This window comes from Sinomonas atrocyanea, assembly GCF_030811715.1.
GTDB classification, from domain to species: domain Bacteria; phylum Actinomycetota; class Actinomycetes; order Actinomycetales; family Micrococcaceae; genus Sinomonas; species Sinomonas atrocyanea_A.
Genome location: NZ_JAUSRH010000007.1, coordinates 93,005 through 112,849, shown reverse-complemented (window position 1 = coordinate 112,849; position 19,845 = coordinate 93,005). Strand labels below are relative to the sequence as shown.

Genomic DNA, 19,845 nt, shown 5'->3' with positions numbered 1-19,845 from the left:
GCTACTGATCGGTAACAACTGGTGCACCGGTCTCGAGCGGCTCTAGAAGAGCGGGCCCCAGTTGGAGAGCGGGATGTAGAGGAAGGCGGCGATGGCGGCCGCGGTCAGGGCCACCGCGAGCATCAGGACCAGCTCCGAGCGCTCGCCGAGGAGGACGGCCACCCAGTGGGCGCCGGCGATGAAGGCGGTGGTGAGCGCGATCGCGAACAGGAGGTAGCTGCCGGCGTCGGAGGGTGGCACCCCCAGCACGCTGACGGCGGCCTCCGCGGCGACGAAGCCGAGGATCGGGGAGACCGCGATCAGGCCGAGGGAGAAGAGGGCATTCCGTCCGCGGCGCGTCGTGGGGCGCCAGCCGTGGAATCGCCGGATCACGCTCTCTGGCCTCCTTCTTTCCCTAGAGCGTATCGCCCCCACCGTGCGACGCCGCTGGCGCCCCGGCCCTCCCATGCCGGAGGCTGGTGGTGCCGATCGGTCTCGAGAAGGAGAAGAAGCATGGCTGCGAACACCACTGCCGAGCGCGCGCAGACCCTCAGGGCGCTGCACGAGGCCCCGGAGATCCTCCGCGTCGTCAACGTCTGGGACGCCGTCAGCGCGGCCACCATCGCCGGGCTGCCCGAGACGAAGGCCATCGCCACGGCGGGCCACTCGATCGCGGCTTCCTACGGGTACGCGGACGGCGGGATGCCGCTCGAGACCGCGCTCGCGGGCGTGAAGGCGATCGTCGACGCCGTCGACCTGCCCGTGACCGCCGATCTCGACGACGGGTACGACGACCCCGCCGAGACGATCCGCCGGGCGATCGGCCTCGGCGTCGTCGGCGCCAACGTCGAGGACCGGCTCCGGCCCTTCGAGGAGGCCGTGGCCCGGGTGCAGGCGATCACCGCGGCCGCCGAGGGCGAGGGGATCGAGTTCCAGCTCAACGCCCGGACGGACGCGTTCGTGCGGAGCGGCGGCCGCCCCGTCGGGGAGAGCATCCAGGACGCCATCCGGCGGGGGCGGGCCTTCCTCGACGCCGGCGCCGCCCTGGTGTTCGTCCCCGGTGCGCTCACCCGCGAGGTCATCGAGCCCCTCGTGGAGGGGCTCGGGGCGGGGAAGCTGTCCGTGATCGGCGCCCCCGGCGCGCTGCCGGCCGCCCAGATGCAGGAGCTCGGAGTCGCGCGCATCTCCTACGGGCCCTTCACCCAGCGGGTGGCGCTGCGGGCGCTCCGCGACCTTGCCGAGGACCTCTACGGCTCCGGCGTCATCCCCGAGGACACCCCGGCCCTGAACTGACCCCCGGGGCGGCCGGCGCTCAGACCTCGAGGCACTCGTTGATCTGGATGGTGGCGCCGAGGGCGAGGAACGGGTGGTTCGCCAGGAGCGCCCGCACCTCGGAGGCCGAGCGGGCCTCGACGATCGAGTACCCGTCCACCTCCATCTGGGCGCCGGGTTCGCCCTTGGCGAGCTGGCCCACCACGAAGAGCGGCGCGCCGAAGTCCACCATCGCCGTGCCGAGGGCCTTCTCCGCCCACGCCCGGAAGTCGCGCCGCTCCCCGGCCACCTCCTCCATCTCTGGGTAGGGCAGGTCGTGGTAGGTGATGAGGAAGCGCGTCATGACGGGCTCCTTCCGCTGCTCGGCGCCGGCCCGGGTCAGATCTCGACGCACTCGTTGATCTGGATGGTCCCGCCGCGGGCGAGGTAGGGGTGGTCGGCGAGCAGCGCCCGGGCGTCGGCGAGGTCGCGGGCCTCGATGATCGTGTAGCCGTCGATCTGCACGGCGTCCGTGGCCTGCCCGTCCGAGAGCTGGCCGCCGAGGAGCAGCGGCGTGCCGAAGTCCACGAGGGCGCTCCCGAGGGACTTCTCCGTCCATTCGCGCAGGGCGCGCCGCAAGGGCTCGATGACCTCGCGCGCGGGGTAGGGCATGCCGTGGTAGGTGATGAGGAAGCGAGTCATGGCCGATCCTTCCGCCGCTCCTGCCGTAACCGTACCGCCGGCACGGGCGCGCCAGAAGGGCACATTCGCCTACCGCGCCAGCAGCACCTCTTTGAGGCTCATCGCGCGGCGGCCGGTGATGGTCTCGACGTCGTCGCTGACGTGCTCCATCTCCCCGGCGGCGATCGCGGTGTAGGTGGAGACCCAGGCGTCGTACTGCCAGTCCGGGGCCGGCCACTTCTTCCGGGACTCGTAGGCCTCGGCGACCGTCTCGTTGTGGAAGGTGACGGTGCGTCCGCGGACCGCGGAGATGATGTGCGCGATCTGGCCCATGGTGAGGGCCTCGGGCCCCGTGAGCGTGTACGTGACGCCCGCGTGGGAGGCAGGGTCGAGGAGCACTTCGGCGGCGCAGCGCGCCACGTCTGCCTGGGCGACCACCGCGGCGGCGCCGTTGCCCGCGGGGCCGCGGAGCACGCCGTCGTCCCCCACCATCGCCTCGAGGAAGTCCGCGTAGAGGCAGTCGCGCAGGAACGTGTAGCCGAGGCCGGCGGACTTGATGTACTCCTCGGTGGCGAAGTGGTCCCGGGCCAGGGTGAAGGTCGCGTCCGGGGCGGCGCCCATGAACGAGGTGTAGACCACGTGCCGCACCCCCGCCGCCGCGGCGGCGTCGACGAAACTGCGGTGCTCGTCCAGGCGGGTCTCGCTCTCGCGGCCGGAGACCATGAGCAGGGTCTCGACGCCCTCGAGCGAGCGCTCGCAGAGGCGCCGGTCGCCGTAGTCGGCGGGGCGCACGACGGCGCGCGGCAGCTCGGGTGCCTTCGCCGGGTCCCGGGGGAGCAGCACCAGGGGCTCGCCGCGCTCGGAGAGGAGGCGCGCCACGTGCCCGCCGATCGTGCCCGTGACGCCGGTGATGCCGAGGGTAGGGGAGCCGTCCATGCTTCTGAGCGTAGCCGCACAGCGGTTGGGCGCTATCTCCACAAGAGCGCGAAGCGGGTCTACAGTGTCGCCATGACTGAGCAGCGCGACCCCGGCCAAGAGCCGGCGGACGACGAGGTCGAATACCCCTCGCGCCAGGAGGCCGACGGCCCCGGCGACTCCGGCGACGACGCCAACGCCCTCCGCTTCACCGAGGAGGAGCAGCTCATCCACGAGCAGATCCGCCGGCACCGCGAGGAGGCGGAGCGGAAGAAGAAGGCGGGGCAGGGGTAGCCCTTTAGCCGGGCAGACGGCTGTGCCGCCCAGGAACGTCGGAGTCAGCTAATAGGCTGAGCCCTATGAGCATGTTTCGGGGAACAAAGGAAGACGGCCGCAGGCCCGACGGTTTTCGCGAGACTCTGCGCCCCGAACTGCTCCCACGGCGCTTCACTGCATGCGGTTTCGAGTGCGAGGAGCATTCCGGAAAAGTGTGCGAAGACGAGCGCGTCCTTGCGCGGGGGCGGTTCGGGGTGGTCGCCTCATGATCACGAGGTTTGGGCTGGAAGAGGATTCCATTCGGGCGCAAGTCATGGAATGGCTCGCTGTCCGAACTCATGACGGAGCGGGCGCGCTGCCGTGGGCGGAACTCCGAGACTTCACGCTAAATGGGGAGCGCCTGCCGTTGAAGGACCGCGTAAAGGGCATCTGGAAACCTGCGGGCTTCGGTGCCGCTCTCTCGATCACGACGACGTATCGTCCGGAGGGGGCGGAGCGGCCTTACGACGATGGGGTCTACGGCACAGACATTCTGCTTCGGTACAAGTGGAACGGGACTGATCCGCTAGAGGCGACCAACCGTGCACTTCGGGCAGCAATGGAACAACGAGTTCCGCTCATCTGGTTCGTGGGAATCTCAAAGGGATTATTTCAGCCCTACTTCCCTGTCTACGTGGTCGGCGAGGAATATGACCAGCACCAGTTCTTGGTGAGCGCGGACGCCGCAGAGCTTGGTTCCGACAGCTATGCGGAGGAACACATCAGGAGATACCTCGATGTCACGAAGCGTCATCGCCTTTTCCAAGGTATTTTCCGGAGCCAGGTCCTGCTTGCATATAACCAACGGTGCGCAGTGTGCAACCTTGGCCACGCTCCATTGCTGGATGCGGCACACATCGTGCCGGACCGTGATGAAGAGGGTATTGCGTCAGTCGTGAATGGGATGGCCATGTGCAAGATCCACCATGCGGCCTTCGATGCGCACCTACTCGGTGTGCGGCCCGATCTAGTGGTTCAGATCAAGGCAGATCTCCTTCAGGAAGTCGACGGTCCGATGCTTAAGTATGGTCTGCAGGAAATGCACGGACGTCCGCTGATGTCCGTTCCCCGGTCTAGGGGCCACCGTCCGCGGCAAGACCTGCTCGAGATGGCGTGGGACAGATTCAGAGCCGGTTAGCCAAGTCTTCAGACCGCCCCAAGGCGAAGGGGTGACCTTGTGCCGCAGGGGGCGGGGCGGCCGTCGAGCGCGGGTTTCGACTTCGCTCAACCACCGGGTTTCGACACCGCTCAACCACCGGGTGCCGGCTCTGCGTAACCGCCGCGCAGCCGTCATCCGGCGCCTCCTCAGTTGACCCTGCCCCGCGGGCCCCGGGAGGATTGATGGATGCCTACCACTCCACCGGGCCTGACCCTGGCACTGCGGCTCGTCGGCGCGGGCGTGCCCGACGGGCTCGCCGCCGTGCTCGCCGAGGCCTGCGCGCTCCCGCCCGGCCGCCGCACCGGCGAGGCCGCAGGCTGCGTCCTGGACCAAGCGGGGGCGCTGCGCGTGGTCGAGCTGCTCGAGGGGCAGCTGGGCCCGCAGGTTTCCACCCGGGATGCCGTGGTCGCGCTGCTCGGCGCCGGCGCGGTGCTGTTCGGCGCCGAGGAGTCCGCGCGCCTCGTCCTGCGGCACATGCCCGCGGCCGAGCAGGCGCTCGAGGAGATGGCCCAGGAGTCCGAGGAGGCGGCCTGGGAGGACCCGCTGCTGTCCGTGGAGGCCAAGGCCGAGCCGCTCATGATGCGTGCGGCGCTCGAGCTCGCCGCGGCGTCGGACCCGGCCTTCAACCGCGAGCTGTACATGGACGAGTCGGTCCTGCTGCCCGGGTTCATGATCGTCCCGCAGGGCAACGCCGAATCCGTCGAGCTCAACGGCGCCCTCGTGAGCACTCCGGGCGGCTTCGTCTTCGTCCTCAGCGACGGACTGCTCTCCGCCGAGACCGCGGGACTGCTGCCCGTGGAGCGGCTCGGGAAGGGTGCACAGGAGTTCCTGCTCGGCCAGATCAGCGCCGCCGTGTTCCTCGTTCCGGACTCGGTCGAGGAGGTCGAGGCTGGCGAGGGCACCGAGCTGGGCCGCTCCCCGGACGGCGAGCTCTACGCCCACTTCGAGGTTCCCCCGCGCGGGGTGGTCAGCATCGGCCTCGTCTACTCGCACTGGCCGGCGAGCCGGCAGGAGGTCCTGCTCCGGCGGTTCGAGACCGTCATGGAGCGCGTCGAGGACGCCCTGCAGGCGGCGTGACGCAGCGGCGGCCCCGCACCGGGAAGGTGCGGGGCCGCCGTCGTGCGTGGTGCGGTGAACGCGCCGGTCAGTCCTCTGCCGCGACGGTCACGGGCGGTGCGGGGATCGGCTCGATCCGGCCCATGAGGAGCAGGTACGAGGCCAGGCCGCCGATGAGGGCGATGCCGCCGATGATGAACGCATAGACGAAGTGCCCGGTCGCGTCGACGATGAAGCCGGTGACGATCGGGGCCGCGACGCCCGCGAGCAGGTTCACGCAGTTGACGATCGCCGCGAGGGAGCCCGCGCTGCCCTCGGGGGCGATCAGGGCCGGGAGCGAATTGCTGGTCACGTAGACGAGGGCGATCCCGGCGCTGCCGATGGCAATCCACGTGATCGCCACGAGGGGAGAGTTGCTGAACGCGGCGCCCACGGTGAAGAGGGCCACGATCATGCCGGCGACGAGCACGCCCTTGCGGATCCTGTCCGGGTTAGCGCCGCGGCCGATCACGCGGTCCACCCACCAGCCGCCGATCGTGAGCTCTGAGACGAACATCGCCAGGGCGGGGACGGCCGCGTAGATGCCGCTCTGGAGCACGCTCTGGTTCATGCTCGTCTGCATGTAGCCGGGCAGCCAGGTCAGGAGCATCCACAGCACGTAGCCCGCGCCGGCCAGGCCCAGCGAGAGCCCCCACACCTTGCGCTGGCGCAGCAGGTACCCGATGGTCCTCCAGTCGCTCGCGGGGCGCACGTCCTCGCTTGTCGCGCCGCCGTCGATGATGTAGCGGTACTCCTCGGCCGAGAGCGTGCCCTTGGCGAGCTTGTGCTTGGGGCCGGTGTAGCGCCAGAGGAAGGCGCCCAGGAACACGAGGGAGAGGACCGCCTGGAGCCAGAAGGCCTCGCGCCAGCCCCACGTGGCGACGGTGAACGCGATGAGCGGCAGGCCCAGGACGTTCGCCAGGCGCGTCCCGCTGTCGAAGATCGCCGTGCAGAGCCCGCGCTCGTGCCGCGGGAACCACAGCCCGGTCGCCTTCATCGCCCCGGGGAAGGCGGGCGCCTCGGCGACGCCGAGAAAGACTCGGGCGAGGACGATCACCCAGGCGCCGGAGGCGATGGCCGTCAGGACGGAGGCCACGGTCCACAGCACGGCGCTGGCGCCCCAGACCTTCTTGACCCCGAAGCGGTCCAGCAGCATCCCGGAGGGGATCTGCATGATCGCGTACGACCACAGGAACGCCGAGGAGAGGACGCCGAACTCGATCGCGGTCAGGCCGAACTCCTTGGTGAGCGGGCCCTGGGTGACGGAGATCGAGAGGCGGTCCACGTAGTTGATGAGGATGCCGAAGCCCATCAGCAGCGCGACGCTCCAGCGGGCCTTGCCACGCGGACGCACCGCCTTGACCGAAGGCTCGTGGTGGGTGTTCTTGGATGCTTGAGACAGCAAAGGAAGCTCCTGGGCAATGAAGAGAAGGACTCACTGCACGGGGCCGGGCGTGGTGCGCTCCGGCCCGTGCGCGGCAGGCCCGCCGAGGCGGTGCCGCCGATGGTTCAGCTGCGGTGGAGTGCTCTGCGTCGAAAGTGGCGTCAGGCGAGACCGAAGGGCGGCCGCGGACGGCCTGTCGGTCTGGGGCGTCCACGGACGATCAGAGTCTGGGGAAGGCGGCGACGGTGCCTGCACTTCCCGGCGCGCACCGAACTCGCCTTCAGCGCGGCGCCAGCAGAGGGATTCATCGGATTGCCATTTCTGTGTCGGCGAGGCGGCTGAGTGAGCTGCCTCACGTTCTGGATTGGTGTACCCAGAGTAGGACCCTCACTTCGGATTTCGCAAGAGGAAATTCCATTTTCGCATTGCGGAAGTCTGTGTGACGGTGCGCGCCCCCTCTGGCCTCGCGCGGCGCCCCCTCCGTAGGCTTGGCTCCAGGCGCCCGGCGAGCCGCCGGAACGTCACCAGGCACGGCGAAGGGGCTGGCACAGATGACCAAGACGCACGTCCACGAGTCACACCGGATCTCCGACCACGAGCACGGAGACGGCTGCGGCCACGAGGCGGTGGAGCACGGCGACCACGTCGACTACGTGCACGACGACCACCGCCACTTCCTCCACGGAGACCACTACGACGAGCACGAGCACGTCGCCGAGCACAGCGCCCAGGACCACCGGCACGGGCCAGGCTGCGGCCACGAGGAGATCCAGCACGGTGACCACGTCGACTACGTCCACGACGGCCACAAGCACGCCGAGCACGAGCACCACTACGACGAGCACTGAGGAGAACGGGATTTCGGCTCCGACCCATCACCGCGACGCTCCGTCCGACCGCCCGGAAATCCCGCTTGCCGGCGGGGACGTCACCGAGGGGATCGTGCGCGTGGGGGACACGGTGCGCCGCCCGCTAGGGCCGCACTCGCCGCTCGTCCACGCCGTGCTGGCGCACCTCGAGGCCGTCGGCTTCGACGGGGCGCCGCGCTTCCTCGGGCTCGACGGCCGGGGCCGCGAGGTCCTGACCTTCATCGAGGGGGAGGTTGCCGGCCGCCCGCACCCGGCGTGGCTCGCCGACGATTCCCGGCTCGCCTCGGTGGCGCGCCTCCTGCGCGCGTACGACGACGCCGTGGCCGGCTTCGCGCCCCCGGCCCGCCTCCTCGAGCCGGTCGCCCCGCCCGAACTGCCCGGCATGCCGCCCGAGCCGGACGCCTCCCCGGAGCTGATCGGGCACCTGGACATCACCCCCGAGAACGTCGTGTTCCGCGGCGGCGAGGCCGTGGCCTTCATCGACTTCGACCTGGTCCGGCCCGCCACCCGCGTCGACGAGGTGGTGAACCTGTGCCTGCACTGGGCGCCCCTCTCTCCCGAGCGGGACCGCAGCGGGGCGCTCCGGCGAGTCGACGCCGTCGTGCGCACCCGCCTCGTCGCCGACGCCTACGGGCTCGACGACGCCGCGCGCGCCCGCCTCATCCCCACCGCGGTGCGACGGACCGAGCGGTCGTGGCACCTCATGCGCCACCGCGCCCAGACGCTCGGGGGCGGCTGGGCGCGGATGTGGGAGGACGGCGTGGGGGAAGGGATCCTGCGCCGGCTCGCCTGGCTCGAGGCCGAGGGGGAGCGGATCAGCGCGGCGCTGTAAAGGCCGCCCGTGCCCGCTGAGGAGCCACGTCCGGCCCCTTGAGGAGTCACCTCCGACGCGTTGAGAAGTCATGAACTGCACGTTGAGGAGTCAGGTCCGGAGCGTTGAGGAGTCAGCGTCAGGACGTTGGCTCCTGGAGCGGGCGGAGGCGACTCCTTGAGCACGCGGAGGTGACTCCTTGAGCGGGCGGAGGTGACTCCTCAACGGGGAGGGCCCTACGCGCGCGCGGGCTGGACCGCCGGGAGCAGGATCCCGGCGAAGAACTCGCCGAGTTCGGCGTGCGCGTCGAGCGGCAGGACCTGCGCCACGTACTGGTCCGGCCGGGCCACCACGACGGCGCCGCGCTCGCGGTCGATCCCGCGCTCGTCGAAGATGTCCCGGCCGGCCTGGAGATCCGGGGCGAACATCTTCTCGTAGTCCACGAGCCCGAACCGGCCCTTGCGGGGCTTGAGGAACTCCGGCAGCTTCTCCACCGCGAGGTCCCGGTGGCCCTGCTGGAACACCGCGCGCACGTCGAACACGGCGTCCGGGTCCGCGCCGTCGGGCGTGAAACGCCGCACGGGCGAGCCCTCAGCCTCGGCGAGGAAGCGGCAGAACCGGGCGATGCCGGACTCGGGGGAGTGCGGGTCCCCGGCGTCGGCGAACGCGTAGATCCGCCACCGCCCATCCGCCCGGGCCACGTGCCCGAGGCCGATCCCCTTCGCATCCGCGACCCGGACCACCGGCGCCGAGTAGAAGCGCTGCCCGACCGGGAACCCCGCGGCGACTGACTGGTGCTCGCCCGAGCCGGTGAGCGGCCCCGGCGCGTACTCGGTGGCGAAACCGGCCGTGAAGCGGCCCGCCTCGGTGAAGATGCGCTGCTTCTCCGCAGCGTCGACGCCGCCGGCCTCCGGGTGGGCCGGGTCCTTCGGCTTGGCCGCCATCATGGTGGAGAAGCGCAGGTCGAAGTCGATGAGCTCCTGAGCGATCGCGCGGCGCTCCCCGGCATAGGTGTCCAGCAGCGACTCCGGGCTGCGGCCCTCGAGCACCGCGGCCAGCTTCCAGCCCAGGTTGAAGCCGTCCTGCATCGAGACGTTCATGCCCTGGCCGGCCTTGGCGCTGTGGGTGTGGCAGGCGTCCCCCGCGATGAAGACGCGCGGGGTGCGCGTGCCGCGCTCGGCGTCGGCCACGTCGTCGAACCGGTCCGCGATGCGCTGCCCCACCTCGTACACGGACCACCACGCGGTGTCCTTCACCTCGAGCGTGTACGGGTGCAGGACCTCCTGCGCCGCCTCGACGATCGACTCCCGCGTGAACCGCCTGCGCGCCTCGCGGTCGCCGGGCTCGAGGTCGCCGAGGTCCACGTAGAAGCGGATCAGGTAGCCGCCCTCGCGCGGGATGATGAGGATGTTCCCGCCGGACGGGCCCTGGATCACGGACTTGAGCCGGATGTCCGGGAAGTCCGTCACCGCGAGCACGTCCATGACGCCCCACGCGTGGTTGCGCGCGTCGCCGCGCAGCTCGATCCCGAGCGACTTCCGCACCGCGGACCGCGCGCCGTCGCACCCCACCACGTACTTCGCGCGCACGACGGCGGTGTCCCCGCCCTCGCCCCGGAGCGTCACCTTCACGGGGTGGTCGCCGCCCTCGGGGAGGACCTCGACGTCGGTGACCTCGAGCCCATAGTCCGGCACGAGCCGGGAGGGGGAGGAGCGCATCTTCTCGAGGAGGTAGTCCTGCATGCGGGCCTGGTTGACGATCACGTGCGGGTACTCGGACAGGCCCTCGGCGACGTCCTGGATGCGGCCGGTGCGGGCGATCCCGCCGTCGGCCGGCCCCCAGAACACCGTCTCGTTGACCCAGTACGCCTCCCGGAGGAGCTTCTCGGAGAGGCCGAACGCGGTGAACATCTCCACTGTGCGGCACGCGACCCCGTCGGCCTGGCCGATCTCGAGCGGGCCGCCGCGGCGCTCCACCACGCGGGTGGTGATGCCGGGGAACTCGGCGAGCTGGGCGGCGAGGACCACGCCCGCGGGGCCCGTGCCCACCACGAGCACGTCCACCTCCTCGGGCAGTGCGCCGCTGCCGGCGGCCGGCTCGGTGCCGGGGGCCGCGGGCCGGTCTTCGGGGTCTCCGGGACGGTAGCCGTCAAGGTAGAACTGCACAGACGCTCCTCGTTGCTCGCACGGGCGCGAGGGCCCCCGTCGGCCCCGCGGTCCTTGTCGGCCCCGCGGGCGGCACTGCCCGCGGGGCCCACCACCGAGGGTAGTGACAGGCATCACCGGGACGGCGAATCTGTTCTGCTCTGCAGAATACCCGGCTCAGGGGGCGAGCTCGGCCCGGAGGGCGCTGCAGGCGGCCTCCAGGGCGGCGACCGTCTCGGGCCGCTCGAGGGCGGCGGCCCGGGAGATCGGTGCGCTGAGCGTCACGGCGAGGGTCCCGGGCCGGCCGGGCAGGGCGAGCGCGGCGCCCACCGCGGCGATCTCGGGCTCGGTGCGGCCCAGGTTGCGCGAGTACCCGCGCCCGCGGACCTCGGCGAGCTCGCGGCGGAGGTCCGCGAGCTCGGCAGGGGTGAGGGAGTGGCCGCCCAGCTGCGCCCCGCGGCCCGTGTAGAGCTGGTCCACCACCGCGTCGGGCAGAGCGGCGAGGGCCGCGAGCCCGCCGGACGCGGTCCGCGCCGGCAGGACGGTTCCCGTCCGGTCCCCGACCCGCAGCAGCTGGGGGCCCTCGGCGGTGGAGAGGAAGCGCACGGTGGCCCCCACGCGCTCCACGAGGTTCACGGTCTCGCCGGTCTGCGCCGCGAGGGCTTCGAGCCGTGGCCGCGCCGCCGCGACGAGGCCGCGCACGTGCCGCTGGGCGGGCCCGGCGGCGAGGCTCGGGCCGGCGGTGTACCGGCGCTGGTCGTCCTGGAGGGCGAAGCCGCGGAACACGAGCGTGGACATGAGGCGGTGGGCGGTGGACGGGGCGACCCCGAGCTCTCGCGCGGCGTCGGCGATCCGCAGCCACTCGCGCTCCTGCAGCAAGAGCAGGATCCGCAGCGCGTTGTCGACCGAGTCGACCGCGTACTCGGGCCGCTTCACGATTCTCATGTTCTGCATAGCAGAATGCTAAGCGCTCGTGGTGTCCTCCGTGAGCGGCGGGACGCCGAACCGGTGGGCGGTGCCCGGGTGGAGCAGGGCGTCCTCCGGCCCGACCCGGACGCGGACGGGAGCGGCGTCCCCCGGCGCCGAGGCCACCTCGAGCGCGGCATGGGTCAGGTGCACGTCGAGGAGCTGGTCCCGGTAGCGCACGCGGAAGGAGACCGAGCGCACCTCGCGCGGCAGCCGCGGGGCGAACACGAGCGCGTTGCCCGTGAGGCGCAGGCCCGCGAAGCTGCGCTGCACCACGTCGATCGAGCCCGCCATCGCGCCCAGGTGGATGCCCGTCTGGGTCGTCCCGCCCTGGGTGTCGTCCAGGTCGGCGTCGAGGACCTCGCGGAACGTCTCCCACGCCCGCTCGGGGTCCATGCTGGCCAGCACCGAGGCATGCGCCACGCGGCTGAGCGTCGAGCCGTGTGCCGTGCGGGCGAGGTAGTAGTCCACCGTCCGGTCCAGCTGGGACGCGGTCACGGTGTAGCCCAGTCGTGCCAGTACGGCCTGGAGCTCCTCCTCGCCGAGCAGGTAGAGCAGCATGAGCGTGTCCGCCTGCTTGGCGAGCCGGTACCGGTTGGTCGTGTCCCCCTCGGCCTCGAGGATCAGGTCCAGCCGTTCGATGTTGTGGTACTTCTCCCGGTACCCCTCCCAGTCCAGCTCGGCCAGGTCCCCGTAGCCGGCGAACTGGCTGATGATCCCGTCGCCGTGGAACGGCACCGCCATCCGCCGGCTCAGGTGCTCCCAGCGCCGGACCTCCTCCGGATCGATCGCGAGGCGGGCCACGAGGTCCTCGCGGTCGTGGCCCTCGACGACCGTGAGGATCCGGCAGGCCTGCTGGCAGGTCCACGCGGCCATGACGTTCGTGTAGGCGTTGTCGTCGAGCCCCGGCGCGTCCCGGCCCGGGTAGCCGGTGTGGTACTCGTCCGGACCCATGACGCCGCGCACGTGGAAGCGGTCCTCGGCGGGATCGTGCTCGGCGAGCGAGGCGAACAGCCTGGCGACCTCGACCACGAGCTCGGCTCCGTGCCGCAGCAGCCAGAAGCGGTCCTGGGTCGCCTCGAAGTACTGCCAGGCGCTGAACGCGACCGCGAGCCCCACGTGCCGCTGCAGCCGCGAGACGTCCGGGATCCAGTGCCCGGAGCGGCGGTTGAACAGCCACCGCGGCGTCTCCTCCCGCCCGTCGCTGCCGCTCTGCCATGGGAAGAGCGCCCCCTTGAGCCCTGCCTCGGCCGCCGCGTGCCTCGCGGCCGGGAGGCGTCGCCACCGGTAGGCGATGAGGGAGCGGGACACGGCCGGGATCCGGGAGGTGATCAGGGGCAGGACGAACAGCTCGTCCCAGAACACGTGCCCGCGGTAGCCCTCGCCGTGCAGGCCCCGGGCGGGCACACCCACGTCCAGCTCCGTGACGATGGGCGAGAGCGTCTGCAGCAGGTGGAACACGTGCAGGTTGACCACGGGCTGGACGTCCTTGGCGGCGTCGATCCCCACCGTGAACAGCCGCCGCACGCGCCCCCACACGGCCGTGTGCGCGGCCGCGAGCTCGTCGAACCCGCCCCGCGACCGCTCGAGCACCGCGACCGCCCCGGTCCGGGGCGAGGAGACGGCGCGGTCCCGCGAGGTCGCGTACGCGCAGGTCTTGGCCACCCGCACCGGGACCCCGTCCGCGAGCCGCAGGGTGAACTCGCGGTAGTGCAGGCCGCCCACCTGGCCGCCGGTCGCCTCCGCCGGCACCTGCCCGTCCACCGTGTGGCGCAGGGCCACCGCGATCCGGATCCCGCTCTGGAGCGTCTCCGCCTCGATCACGACGCCGGCCCCGGCCCCCGCCTCCGCGTCGCCGCCGGCGGGGGTCACGTCGCGCAGGTGCCGGCGGGCCAGGAGGGCGTCCTCGAGCACGTTCTCGTTCGCCACGTCCACGTCCACCCCGCTGCGCAGCTCCGCCTCGCCGCTCCAGCCCTGGGCCGTGACCGTGGTCTCGAGCGCCATGAGCTGCTGTTCCGCCATCGAGACGAACCGCCGCTGCTCCACCCGGAGCCGCCGGCCGGCGTCGTCCTCGAGGTCCACCTGCCGGTGCAGGACCGCGGCACCGAGGTCCAGCACGCGGCGCTCGCGGCGGACCGTGAGGCCGCCCCGGGACCACCACTCGCCGCCGGCGATCCGCAGGTCCACGGGGAGCCAGTTCGGGGCATTGACCAGGTGCTCGTCCTCGGTCTCCTGGTCCTGGACCAGGTTCACCACCCGGTTGTACACCCCGCTCAGGTAGGTCCCCGGGTACCCGGTGCCGCCGTGGGCCGATTCGGGGGCGGCGCCGCGCACGCCGATGTACCCGTTCCCGAGGGTGGTCAGGGCCTCCCGGTGCCCCTCGTGGCCGGCGTCGAAGCCCTCGTAGACGAGCGTCCACGGGTCGGCGAGCACGAGGCCGAGGTCCAACTCGCCCACGTCGCCGAGGACGAGGTCGGCGCCCGCCTCCTCGAGCTCGGTGCGCCGCCCGGCCCGGTCGATCCCCACCACGAGCCCGAACCCGCCCCGGCGGCCGGCCTGCACCCCGGCCTCGGCGTCCTCGATCACCACGGCCCGCGCCGGGTCCACGCCCAGGCGCCGGGCGGCCTCGAGGAAGAGGGCCGGGTCCGGCTTGCCGGGGAGGCCGAGCTCGGCGGCCTCGTTCCCGTCCAGGACCAGGTCGAACGCGTCCTGCAGGTGCGCCGCCGCGAGTACGGCGTGGGCGTTGCGGCTCGAGGTCGCGAGCGCCACCGGGATGCGCCCGGCGCGCAGCCGGGCCACGAGGTCGGCGGACTCGGGGAAGGCCTGGACCCCGGAGGCGGCCAGGTGCCGGGCGAAGAGCTCGTTCTTGCGGGCCCCCAGACCGTGGACGGTCCAGGCCCCGGGCCCGTCGCCTTCGCTGCCGGCGGGCAGCGTGATCCCGCGGGAGCCCAGGAAGGTGGCCACCCCTTCCTGGCGGGGGCGCCCGTCCACGTAGCCGAGGTAGTCCTCGTGCCGGAAGGGGGCTGTGTCCGCGCCCGCGCCTACGCGCGGGTCGCGCAGGACCGCGTCGAAGAGCTCGCGCCACGCGGCCTCGTGCACGGCGGCGGTGTCCGTGACCACGCCGTCGAGGTCGAAGATGACCGCGCTGAACGGCGGCTGGATCGCTTCCACCGTGGGGGACCGCATGGCCCATGCCTACCAGTGGGGCGCGGTCACCTCAACAGTCCGCGCGGATCCGTCTAGTCCTGCGGGGCGGGGGCGCTCTCCAGCTCGAGCTCTTCGCCCTCGGGGGTCCGGCCCGCGGACGGCTTGGGGACGTAGGTGAAGGCCGAGGTGGCGAGGACCTTCCCGCCGGCGTCGGCCACGTCCACCGAGGCCACCACGATGGTGCGGCCCGCCCGCACGATCCGCGCCGTCGCGATCGCCGGCCCCACCCGGGAGTTGTCGATGAAGTTCAGGCTCGACTGCACGGCCAGTGGGAAGTGGCCAGGCTCCACGACCTGCATGGCCAGGAACGTCCCCGTGACGTCCGCCGCGCCGAACAGCGCCGTGGCCGCGAACATCCCGCCCGCCTGCCGCAGGCGCGGGGCGAGCGGCATGCGCATGGCGAGGGACGCGCCGTCGCACGCGTGCGGCTCGATGGCGAGGGTGTCCGTGATCTCCTCGAAGCCGAGGCCCGCGCGGAACGCGTCCCATCGGATCACGAACTCCTCCAGGCTGGCGGGCACGGGCATGCGGGGTCCTTTCGCTCGGGCGGGCGTCCCGGCTGGATCCGGGAGCAGCCCGCTGGTGCCACCGATCCCGGCGGCCGGCAGGTTACTCGGCTCCGCCCGGCTCGGCGTCGGCGTCGGCGCGGTCCGCGATCCACCCGTTCACGCCGGGGCCGAGGATCTCCGCGCCCGCGGGGGCCAGGAGCGCTCCGTCGGCGAACCCCGGCAGCGGTGGGTCCACCGTGACCACCGGGCGTGGATCGTGCCGGGCCAGCAGCAGCCGGCGCACGAGCTCGGGCAGCCGCACCGCCTCCGGCCCGGCGATGGTCACGTCCCGGGCCCTCCTGCGGGTGGCCTCGCGGAGCAGGACCTCGGCCACCGCGGCGACCGCGATGGGCTGGACGTACCAGTCCTGCACGGTGACGTGGTCCTCGGCGTAGTCCACCGCGCTCGAGCGCTCGGCGAACTCGAACCACTGGGCCGAACGGACCACGGAGACCTCGAGCCCGCTGTCCCGCACCGCCTCCTCCTGGTCGCGCTTGGCAACGTAGTAGGTGAAGGCGTCGAACTCCGGCTTCTCGATGTTCGCGATGGAGAGCAGGACGAGCCGCCGCACCTCGGCCTCGACGCACGCGTCCACGAGGTTCCGCGCCGAGCGCACGACGGCGTCGAAGCGGCTCATGCTCTCATCCGGCGGAGTGGGGCTCGAGGCGTCGATGGCCACGTCGGCGCCGTCGAGCGCCTCGGCGAGCCCCTCGCCGGTGACGAGGTTGACCCCGGCGCTGCGGGTCATCACCACCACGTCGTGGCCCTGTTCGTCGGCCAGCGCTGCAACCCGCGACCCGGCCGTCCCCGTTCCACTCACCACGGCGATCCTCATGGACCCAGCGTAAGCGCCAGCGCGGCGGCCGCGGGGGTGTCCGGCTGGCCGGCGTCTCGCAGGACGGGCTGAGTCGAAACCGCTGTGGTCCGACCGCTACGCTCTGACCCATGGCACGAGCGACCGACGCACCCGAGGCACGCCCCCACCGTGCCGCACCGCCCAGCCGGGCCCGCCTCGCCTTCCTGGGGCTGTGCCTCGTGCTCATCGGCCTCAACCTGCGCACCGCGTTCTCCAGCTTCGGGGCCGTGCTCACGGAGATCCGGGCCAGCGGCTCGGTGCCCGAGTGGGGCGTCTCCCTGCTCACCACCGCGCCCGTGACCCTGCTGGGCGTCTTCGCCCCTCTGGCCCCGGTGCTCTCCCGCAGGTTCGGCTCGAAGCGCGTGCTCCTCGGGGCCATGGCCGTGCTCACCGCGGGGCTCCTGGTCCGGCCCTCCGAGTGGGGTCCGGCCGGGCACCTCCCGGGGCTTATCCTCGGCACCGCGCTGTGCGGGGCCGCGATCGCGCTGTGCAACGTGATCCTGCCGAGCGAGGTCAAGCAGGACTTCCCCCACCGGCTAGGGCTCATGGGCGGCCTCTACACCGCGGCGATCGTCGCCTCCGCCGCGCTGGGCGCCGGGTTCACCTACCCGGTGTTCGAGGCCACGGGGTCCTGGAGCTCTGCCCTGCTCTTCTGGGCGTTCCCGGCCCTGGCCGTCGCCGTGCTCTTCGTGCCCGTGGCCGTGCGCGCCCGCCACCGGCGCGTCCCGGCCGGGCACGTGGCCGCCGGCGGGCCGGGGGTGTGGCGCTCGCCCACCGCGTGGCACGTGACCCTGTACATGCTCTTCCAGGCCATGACGTCCTTCAGCGTGTTCGCCTGGCTGTCCCCGATCCTGCGCGAGCGCGGGATCGACGGCGCCACGGCCGGGCTCATGGTCTCGGCCTCGATCGTGCTGCAGATGCTCGGCTCCCTCTTCGCGCCGAGCCTCGCCGCGCGGCTGTGGGACCAGCGCGCCCTCAACGTCACGCTGGCCGTGATGACCTCCGTCGGGTTCGCCCTCAGCGTCCTCGGGCCGCTCCAGCTCATCTGGGTCTGGATCGCGCTCCTGGGCCTCGGTCAGGGGGCCCTCACCGCGGCCGCCCTGACCATGATCATGCTCCGCACTCGGCACGGCCACACCGCCGTGAACCTCTCGGGCATGATGCAGGGCATCGGCTACGGGGTCGGGTCCCTCGGCACGCTCCTCGTGGCCCAGATCCACCAGTCCACGGGCAGCTTCTCCCTCGCCGGCTGGGCGTTCCTGGCCATCGGCGTCGGGGCCTCGGTGTTCGGCTACCTCGCCGGCCGGCGGCGCAACGTCGATGAGGCCGGCTGATCCCCGTCAGCCGGCGCCGGCGACGTACGTGTTGACCGGCCGGCCGGTCGCCCCGTACTCGAGGTGCAGCGTGAGCCGGCCCTTCCGCTCGAGCTCGCTCAGGTAGCGCTGGGCGGTGGGGCGCGAGATCCCGATGAGGTCGGAGACATCCTGGGCGCCGAGCGGGCGGTCGGCGGCGAGGACGGCGTCGAACACCTTCTGCATGGTCGGCGGCAGGCGCCGCGCGGACCCCGGGCCGGCTCCTGTCCCGGCCGCCGCGGCGGCGCGCTGGGACGCGAAGAGCGCGTCGACGTCGTTCTGGCCCGTGATGCCGGTCCTGCTGCGGGACTCCGCGTCGGCGCGCCACCGCCGGTACGCCCCGAGCTGGCCCGCGAGCTGCTCGAACCCGAACGGCTTCACGAGGTAGTGCACCGCCCCGCCGCGCATCGCGGCGCGCACGGTCGCGATGTCCCGCGCGGCGGTGATGATGATGACGTCCACGTCGTGCCCCGCCTCGCGCAGGGAGCTCAGCAGGGCGATGCCGTCCTCGTCGGGCAGGTACACGTCGAGCAGCACGAGGTCAGGGCGGTCGCGGACGATCGCCGCGCGCGCCTCTGCGGCGGTGTGCGCCTCGCCCACGCACTCGTACCCGGGCACGCGGGCCACCTGGGCGGCGTGCAGCCGCGCCACCCGGAAGTCGTCGTCGACCACGAGCACCCTGATCACGGCCGCGCCTCCCCGTCCTCGCCCCTCGGAATCCACACCTCGAACCGCCCGCCGGGTCCGGCGAACACGTCCATCGTGCCACCCGCGCGCCGCACGATCCGCGTCACGAGCGCGAGCCCGATCCCGCGCCGCAGGTCGGGCTTCCCCGCCTTCCCCGGCTTGGTCGTGTAGCCGTCGCGCACGACGTCGTCCACCGCCTCCGCGGGCACCCCCGGGCCGCTGTCGGTCACCGAGACGAACACCCCGGACGAGTCGTCGAGCGTGAGCGTGACCTCCCGCGGCCCCGGGAGGCCGGAGACGGCGTCGACCGCGTTGTCGAGGAGGTTCCCCACGATCGTGAGGAGGTCCTGCGTGCCGAGGCCGGGCTCGCGCAGGCGAGAGTCCTCGGAGACGGCCAGATGCACGTCCTGCTCGGCGGCGATGGTGATCTTGGCGAGGATGAGCGCCGCGAGCTCGGGCGGCTCGATCCGCGCCCGCAGGCCCTCGCCGAGGGACCGGGACGAGTCCGCAATGCCGGAGATGAACGTGCGGGCCTGCTCGGGCTCGCCGAGGTCCAGGAGGCCCCCCACGGTGTGCAGGCGGTTGGCGTACTCGTGCTCCTGGGCGCGGAGGGCCTCCATGAGCCCCTCGAGCGAGCGCAGGTCGCGGACGAGTGCCTCGACCTCCGTGCGGTCGCGCAGCGTCACGACAGCGCCCACGCTGCGGCCGCCCACGCTCACGGGCATCCGGTTGGCCACGAGGAGGGCGTCGTCGGTGATGACCGTCTGGTCGGTGCCCGGGGCATCGCCGGTGAGGACGTCGCGGAGGCGGCCGGGCGGGGTGAGCTCCTCGATGGGCCGGCCCAGGGCTGTGTCCCCGAGGTGCAGGAGCCGGCGTGCCTCGTTGTTGATCACGGTGACCCGGCCGGCGTCGTCGAGGCCCACCATGCCCTCGCGGATGCCGTGCAGGAGCGCCTCGCGGTCCTGCAGGAGCGAGGCGATCTCCGCCGGCTCGAGGCCGAAGGTGGCCCGCTTGATGGTCCGCGCGAGCAGGAACGAACCCGCGCCGCCGAGGACCAGGATGAGCGCCCAGTAGGCGGCGATCGTGTCGGCGTCCTGGCCGAACTCGGTGGTCACCGCTGTCTCCAGGATGCCGACGGACACCTGGCCGATGACCTTCCCGGACCCGTCGAGGACGGGGGCCTTGGCGTTCGCCGAGTCGCCGAGGCTCCCGTGGTCGGTCCCCACATGCGTCTGGCCGTCGAGCACCGCGACGGGCTCTTCGAGCTGCTTGCCGATGAGCGAGGGCGTGGGGTGCGAGAACCGGATGCCGTTCCGGTCGGAGACCACCACGTAGTCGGTCTTGGCCCGGGTCCTCACCTGTTCGGCGAGGGCCTGGATCTGGTGGTCCGGATCGCCAGCGGCCAGGTCTGCGGCGACCTCGGGCATCTGGGCCACGGACTCGGCGACGCCGAGCGCCCGGAGCCGGAACTGGTCGTCGAGGATCTGGCCGACGATCTGCCCGGCCACCAGGGCCCCGAGCGCCGCCGTGACGACGAGCAGGCCCAAAGTCCACACGAGGATCTGCGAGGCCAGCGGACGGGCACCCCACCAGTCCCGGGCACGCTTCACCGCAGGACGCCCTGCT

The 19,845-nt window shown here is 72.3% G+C and carries 19 protein-coding genes; 7 read left to right on the top strand and 12 right to left on the bottom strand.

Going from position 1 to position 19,845, the window contains the following annotated elements:
* Positions 1 to 42: 42 nt before the first annotated feature.
* On the bottom strand, positions 43 to 372 hold the full coding sequence (locus J2W21_RS12395; RefSeq protein WP_307114816.1) for a hypothetical protein: 330 nt from the start codon (positions 370 to 372) through the stop codon (positions 43 to 45).
* Positions 373 to 492: 120 nt separating this feature from the next.
* Here J2W21_RS12395 and J2W21_RS12390 point away from each other — a divergent pair, with 120 nt between their 5' ends.
* The gene (locus tag J2W21_RS12390; RefSeq protein WP_307114815.1) at positions 493 to 1,272 is read left to right on the top strand and encodes an isocitrate lyase/PEP mutase family protein; all 780 of its coding nucleotides are present in this window, start codon (positions 493 to 495) and stop codon (positions 1,270 to 1,272) included.
* Positions 1,273 to 1,291: 19 nt separating this feature from the next.
* On the opposite strand, the gene J2W21_RS12385 is transcribed toward J2W21_RS12390, so the two are convergent.
* The 3 genes from J2W21_RS12385 to J2W21_RS12375 all read right to left on the bottom strand — a co-directional run bounded on the left by J2W21_RS12385 (position 1,292) and on the right by J2W21_RS12375 (position 2,847).
* Positions 1,292 to 1,594 (bottom strand): hypothetical protein, encoded by a 303-nt coding sequence (locus J2W21_RS12385; protein WP_307114814.1) that lies wholly within the window; start codon positions 1,592 to 1,594, stop codon positions 1,292 to 1,294.
* 35 nt (positions 1,595 to 1,629) lie between these two features.
* Positions 1,630 to 1,932, bottom strand: coding sequence for a YciI family protein (locus J2W21_RS12380; protein WP_307114813.1), 303 nt, complete (start codon positions 1,930 to 1,932; stop codon positions 1,630 to 1,632).
* Between the two features lie 69 nt (positions 1,933 to 2,001).
* A complete protein-coding gene (locus J2W21_RS12375) occupies positions 2,002 to 2,847 on the bottom strand; it encodes an SDR family oxidoreductase (protein ID WP_307114812.1) in 846 nt (281 codons plus the stop codon).
* Between the two features lie 72 nt (positions 2,848 to 2,919).
* Between J2W21_RS12375 and J2W21_RS12370 the strand changes: the two genes are divergently transcribed.
* The 3 genes from J2W21_RS12370 to J2W21_RS12360 all read left to right on the top strand — a co-directional run bounded on the left by J2W21_RS12370 (position 2,920) and on the right by J2W21_RS12360 (position 5,377).
* Positions 2,920 to 3,120 (top strand): hypothetical protein, encoded by a 201-nt coding sequence (locus J2W21_RS12370; RefSeq protein WP_307114811.1) that lies wholly within the window; start codon positions 2,920 to 2,922, stop codon positions 3,118 to 3,120.
* 295 nt (positions 3,121 to 3,415) lie between these two features.
* Complete coding sequence (locus J2W21_RS12365; protein ID WP_307114810.1) at positions 3,416 to 4,279, top strand: HNH endonuclease; 864 nt, start codon at positions 3,416 to 3,418, stop codon at positions 4,277 to 4,279.
* A gap of 207 nt (positions 4,280 to 4,486) precedes the next feature.
* The gene (locus J2W21_RS12360) at positions 4,487 to 5,377 is read left to right on the top strand and encodes a hypothetical protein (RefSeq protein WP_307114809.1); all 891 of its coding nucleotides are present in this window, start codon (positions 4,487 to 4,489) and stop codon (positions 5,375 to 5,377) included.
* Positions 5,378 to 5,444: 67 nt separating this feature from the next.
* Here J2W21_RS12360 and J2W21_RS12355 read toward each other — a convergent pair whose 3' ends face one another.
* Positions 5,445 to 6,800, bottom strand: a complete 1,356-nt coding sequence (locus J2W21_RS12355) for an MFS transporter (RefSeq protein WP_307114808.1) — start codon at positions 6,798 to 6,800, stop codon at positions 5,445 to 5,447.
* Positions 6,801 to 7,330: 530 nt separating this feature from the next.
* Between J2W21_RS12355 and J2W21_RS12350 the strand changes: the two genes are divergently transcribed.
* A complete protein-coding gene (locus J2W21_RS12350; RefSeq protein ID WP_307005231.1) occupies positions 7,331 to 7,627 on the top strand; it encodes a hypothetical protein in 297 nt (98 codons plus the stop codon).
* Positions 7,557 to 8,480 (top strand): phosphotransferase, encoded by a 924-nt coding sequence (locus tag J2W21_RS12345; RefSeq protein ID WP_307114807.1) that lies wholly within the window; start codon positions 7,557 to 7,559, stop codon positions 8,478 to 8,480. The genes J2W21_RS12350 and J2W21_RS12345 overlap by 71 nt, the downstream gene beginning before the upstream one ends.
* A gap of 215 nt (positions 8,481 to 8,695) precedes the next feature.
* On the opposite strand, the gene J2W21_RS12340 is transcribed toward J2W21_RS12345, so the two are convergent.
* From J2W21_RS12340 to J2W21_RS12320, 5 genes are all read right to left on the bottom strand, one after another.
* Entirely contained in the window at positions 8,696 to 10,624 is a 1,929-nt protein-coding gene (locus tag J2W21_RS12340; protein ID WP_307114806.1) for an FAD-binding monooxygenase, read from the bottom strand.
* Between the two features lie 156 nt (positions 10,625 to 10,780).
* On the bottom strand, positions 10,781 to 11,557 hold the full coding sequence (locus tag J2W21_RS12335) for an IclR family transcriptional regulator (protein ID WP_307114805.1): 777 nt from the start codon (positions 11,555 to 11,557) through the stop codon (positions 10,781 to 10,783).
* A gap of 9 nt (positions 11,558 to 11,566) precedes the next feature.
* On the bottom strand, positions 11,567 to 14,755 hold the full coding sequence (locus tag J2W21_RS12330) for a beta-phosphoglucomutase family hydrolase (protein WP_307114804.1): 3,189 nt from the start codon (positions 14,753 to 14,755) through the stop codon (positions 11,567 to 11,569).
* 53 nt (positions 14,756 to 14,808) lie between these two features.
* Entirely contained in the window at positions 14,809 to 15,303 is a 495-nt protein-coding gene (locus J2W21_RS12325) for a PaaI family thioesterase (RefSeq protein ID WP_307114803.1), read from the bottom strand.
* 82 nt (positions 15,304 to 15,385) lie between these two features.
* Positions 15,386 to 16,159: an SDR family oxidoreductase gene (locus J2W21_RS12320; protein ID WP_307114802.1), complete on the bottom strand. Its 774-nt coding sequence runs from the start codon at positions 16,157 to 16,159 to the stop codon at positions 15,386 to 15,388.
* A 110-nt stretch (positions 16,160 to 16,269) separates the two neighbouring features.
* On the opposite strand from J2W21_RS12320, the gene J2W21_RS12315 reads away from it, so the two are divergent.
* Positions 16,270 to 17,514, top strand: a complete 1,245-nt coding sequence (locus tag J2W21_RS12315; protein WP_307114801.1) for an MFS transporter — start codon at positions 16,270 to 16,272, stop codon at positions 17,512 to 17,514.
* Positions 17,515 to 17,520: 6 nt separating this feature from the next.
* On the opposite strand, the gene J2W21_RS12310 is transcribed toward J2W21_RS12315, so the two are convergent.
* Both J2W21_RS12310 and J2W21_RS12305 read right to left on the bottom strand, forming a co-directional pair.
* Positions 17,521 to 18,219 (bottom strand): response regulator, encoded by a 699-nt coding sequence (locus J2W21_RS12310; RefSeq protein ID WP_307114800.1) that lies wholly within the window; start codon positions 18,217 to 18,219, stop codon positions 17,521 to 17,523.
* On the bottom strand, positions 18,216 to 19,829 hold the full coding sequence (locus J2W21_RS12305; protein ID WP_307114799.1) for an ATP-binding protein: 1,614 nt from the start codon (positions 19,827 to 19,829) through the stop codon (positions 18,216 to 18,218). Before J2W21_RS12305 ends, J2W21_RS12310 begins: the two co-directional genes overlap by 4 nt.
* Positions 19,830 to 19,845: the final 16 nt, after the last annotated feature.

Excerpts from the sequence above, each read along its gene's own strand:
- J2W21_RS12390 (WP_307114815.1), top strand. The coding sequence starts at position 493 with ATGGCTGCGAACACCACTGCCGAGCGCGCGCAGACCCTCAGGGCGCTG.
- J2W21_RS12385 (WP_307114814.1), bottom strand. The coding sequence starts at position 1,594 with ATGACGCGCTTCCTCATCACCTACCACGACCTGCCCTACCCAGAGATG.
- J2W21_RS12380 (WP_307114813.1), bottom strand. The coding sequence starts at position 1,932 with ATGACTCGCTTCCTCATCACCTACCACGGCATGCCCTACCCCGCGCGC.
- J2W21_RS12375 (WP_307114812.1), bottom strand. The coding sequence starts at position 2,847 with ATGGACGGCTCCCCTACCCTCGGCATCACCGGCGTCACGGGCACGATC.
- J2W21_RS12335 (WP_307114805.1), bottom strand. The coding sequence starts at position 11,557 with ATGCAGAACATGAGAATCGTGAAGCGGCCCGAGTACGCGGTCGACTCG.
- J2W21_RS12315 (WP_307114801.1), top strand. The coding sequence starts at position 16,270 with ATGGCACGAGCGACCGACGCACCCGAGGCACGCCCCCACCGTGCCGCA.
- J2W21_RS12350 (WP_307005231.1), top strand. The coding sequence starts at position 7,331 with ATGACCAAGACGCACGTCCACGAGTCACACCGGATCTCCGACCACGAG.
- J2W21_RS12370 (WP_307114811.1), top strand. The coding sequence starts at position 2,920 with ATGACTGAGCAGCGCGACCCCGGCCAAGAGCCGGCGGACGACGAGGTC.
- J2W21_RS12360 (WP_307114809.1), top strand. The coding sequence starts at position 4,487 with ATGCCTACCACTCCACCGGGCCTGACCCTGGCACTGCGGCTCGTCGGC.
- J2W21_RS12330 (WP_307114804.1), bottom strand. The coding sequence starts at position 14,755 with ATGCGGTCCCCCACGGTGGAAGCGATCCAGCCGCCGTTCAGCGCGGTC.
- J2W21_RS12325 (WP_307114803.1), bottom strand. The coding sequence starts at position 15,303 with ATGCCCGTGCCCGCCAGCCTGGAGGAGTTCGTGATCCGATGGGACGCG.
- J2W21_RS12320 (WP_307114802.1), bottom strand. The coding sequence starts at position 16,159 with ATGAGGATCGCCGTGGTGAGTGGAACGGGGACGGCCGGGTCGCGGGTT.
- J2W21_RS12365 (WP_307114810.1), top strand. The coding sequence starts at position 3,416 with ATGGAATGGCTCGCTGTCCGAACTCATGACGGAGCGGGCGCGCTGCCG.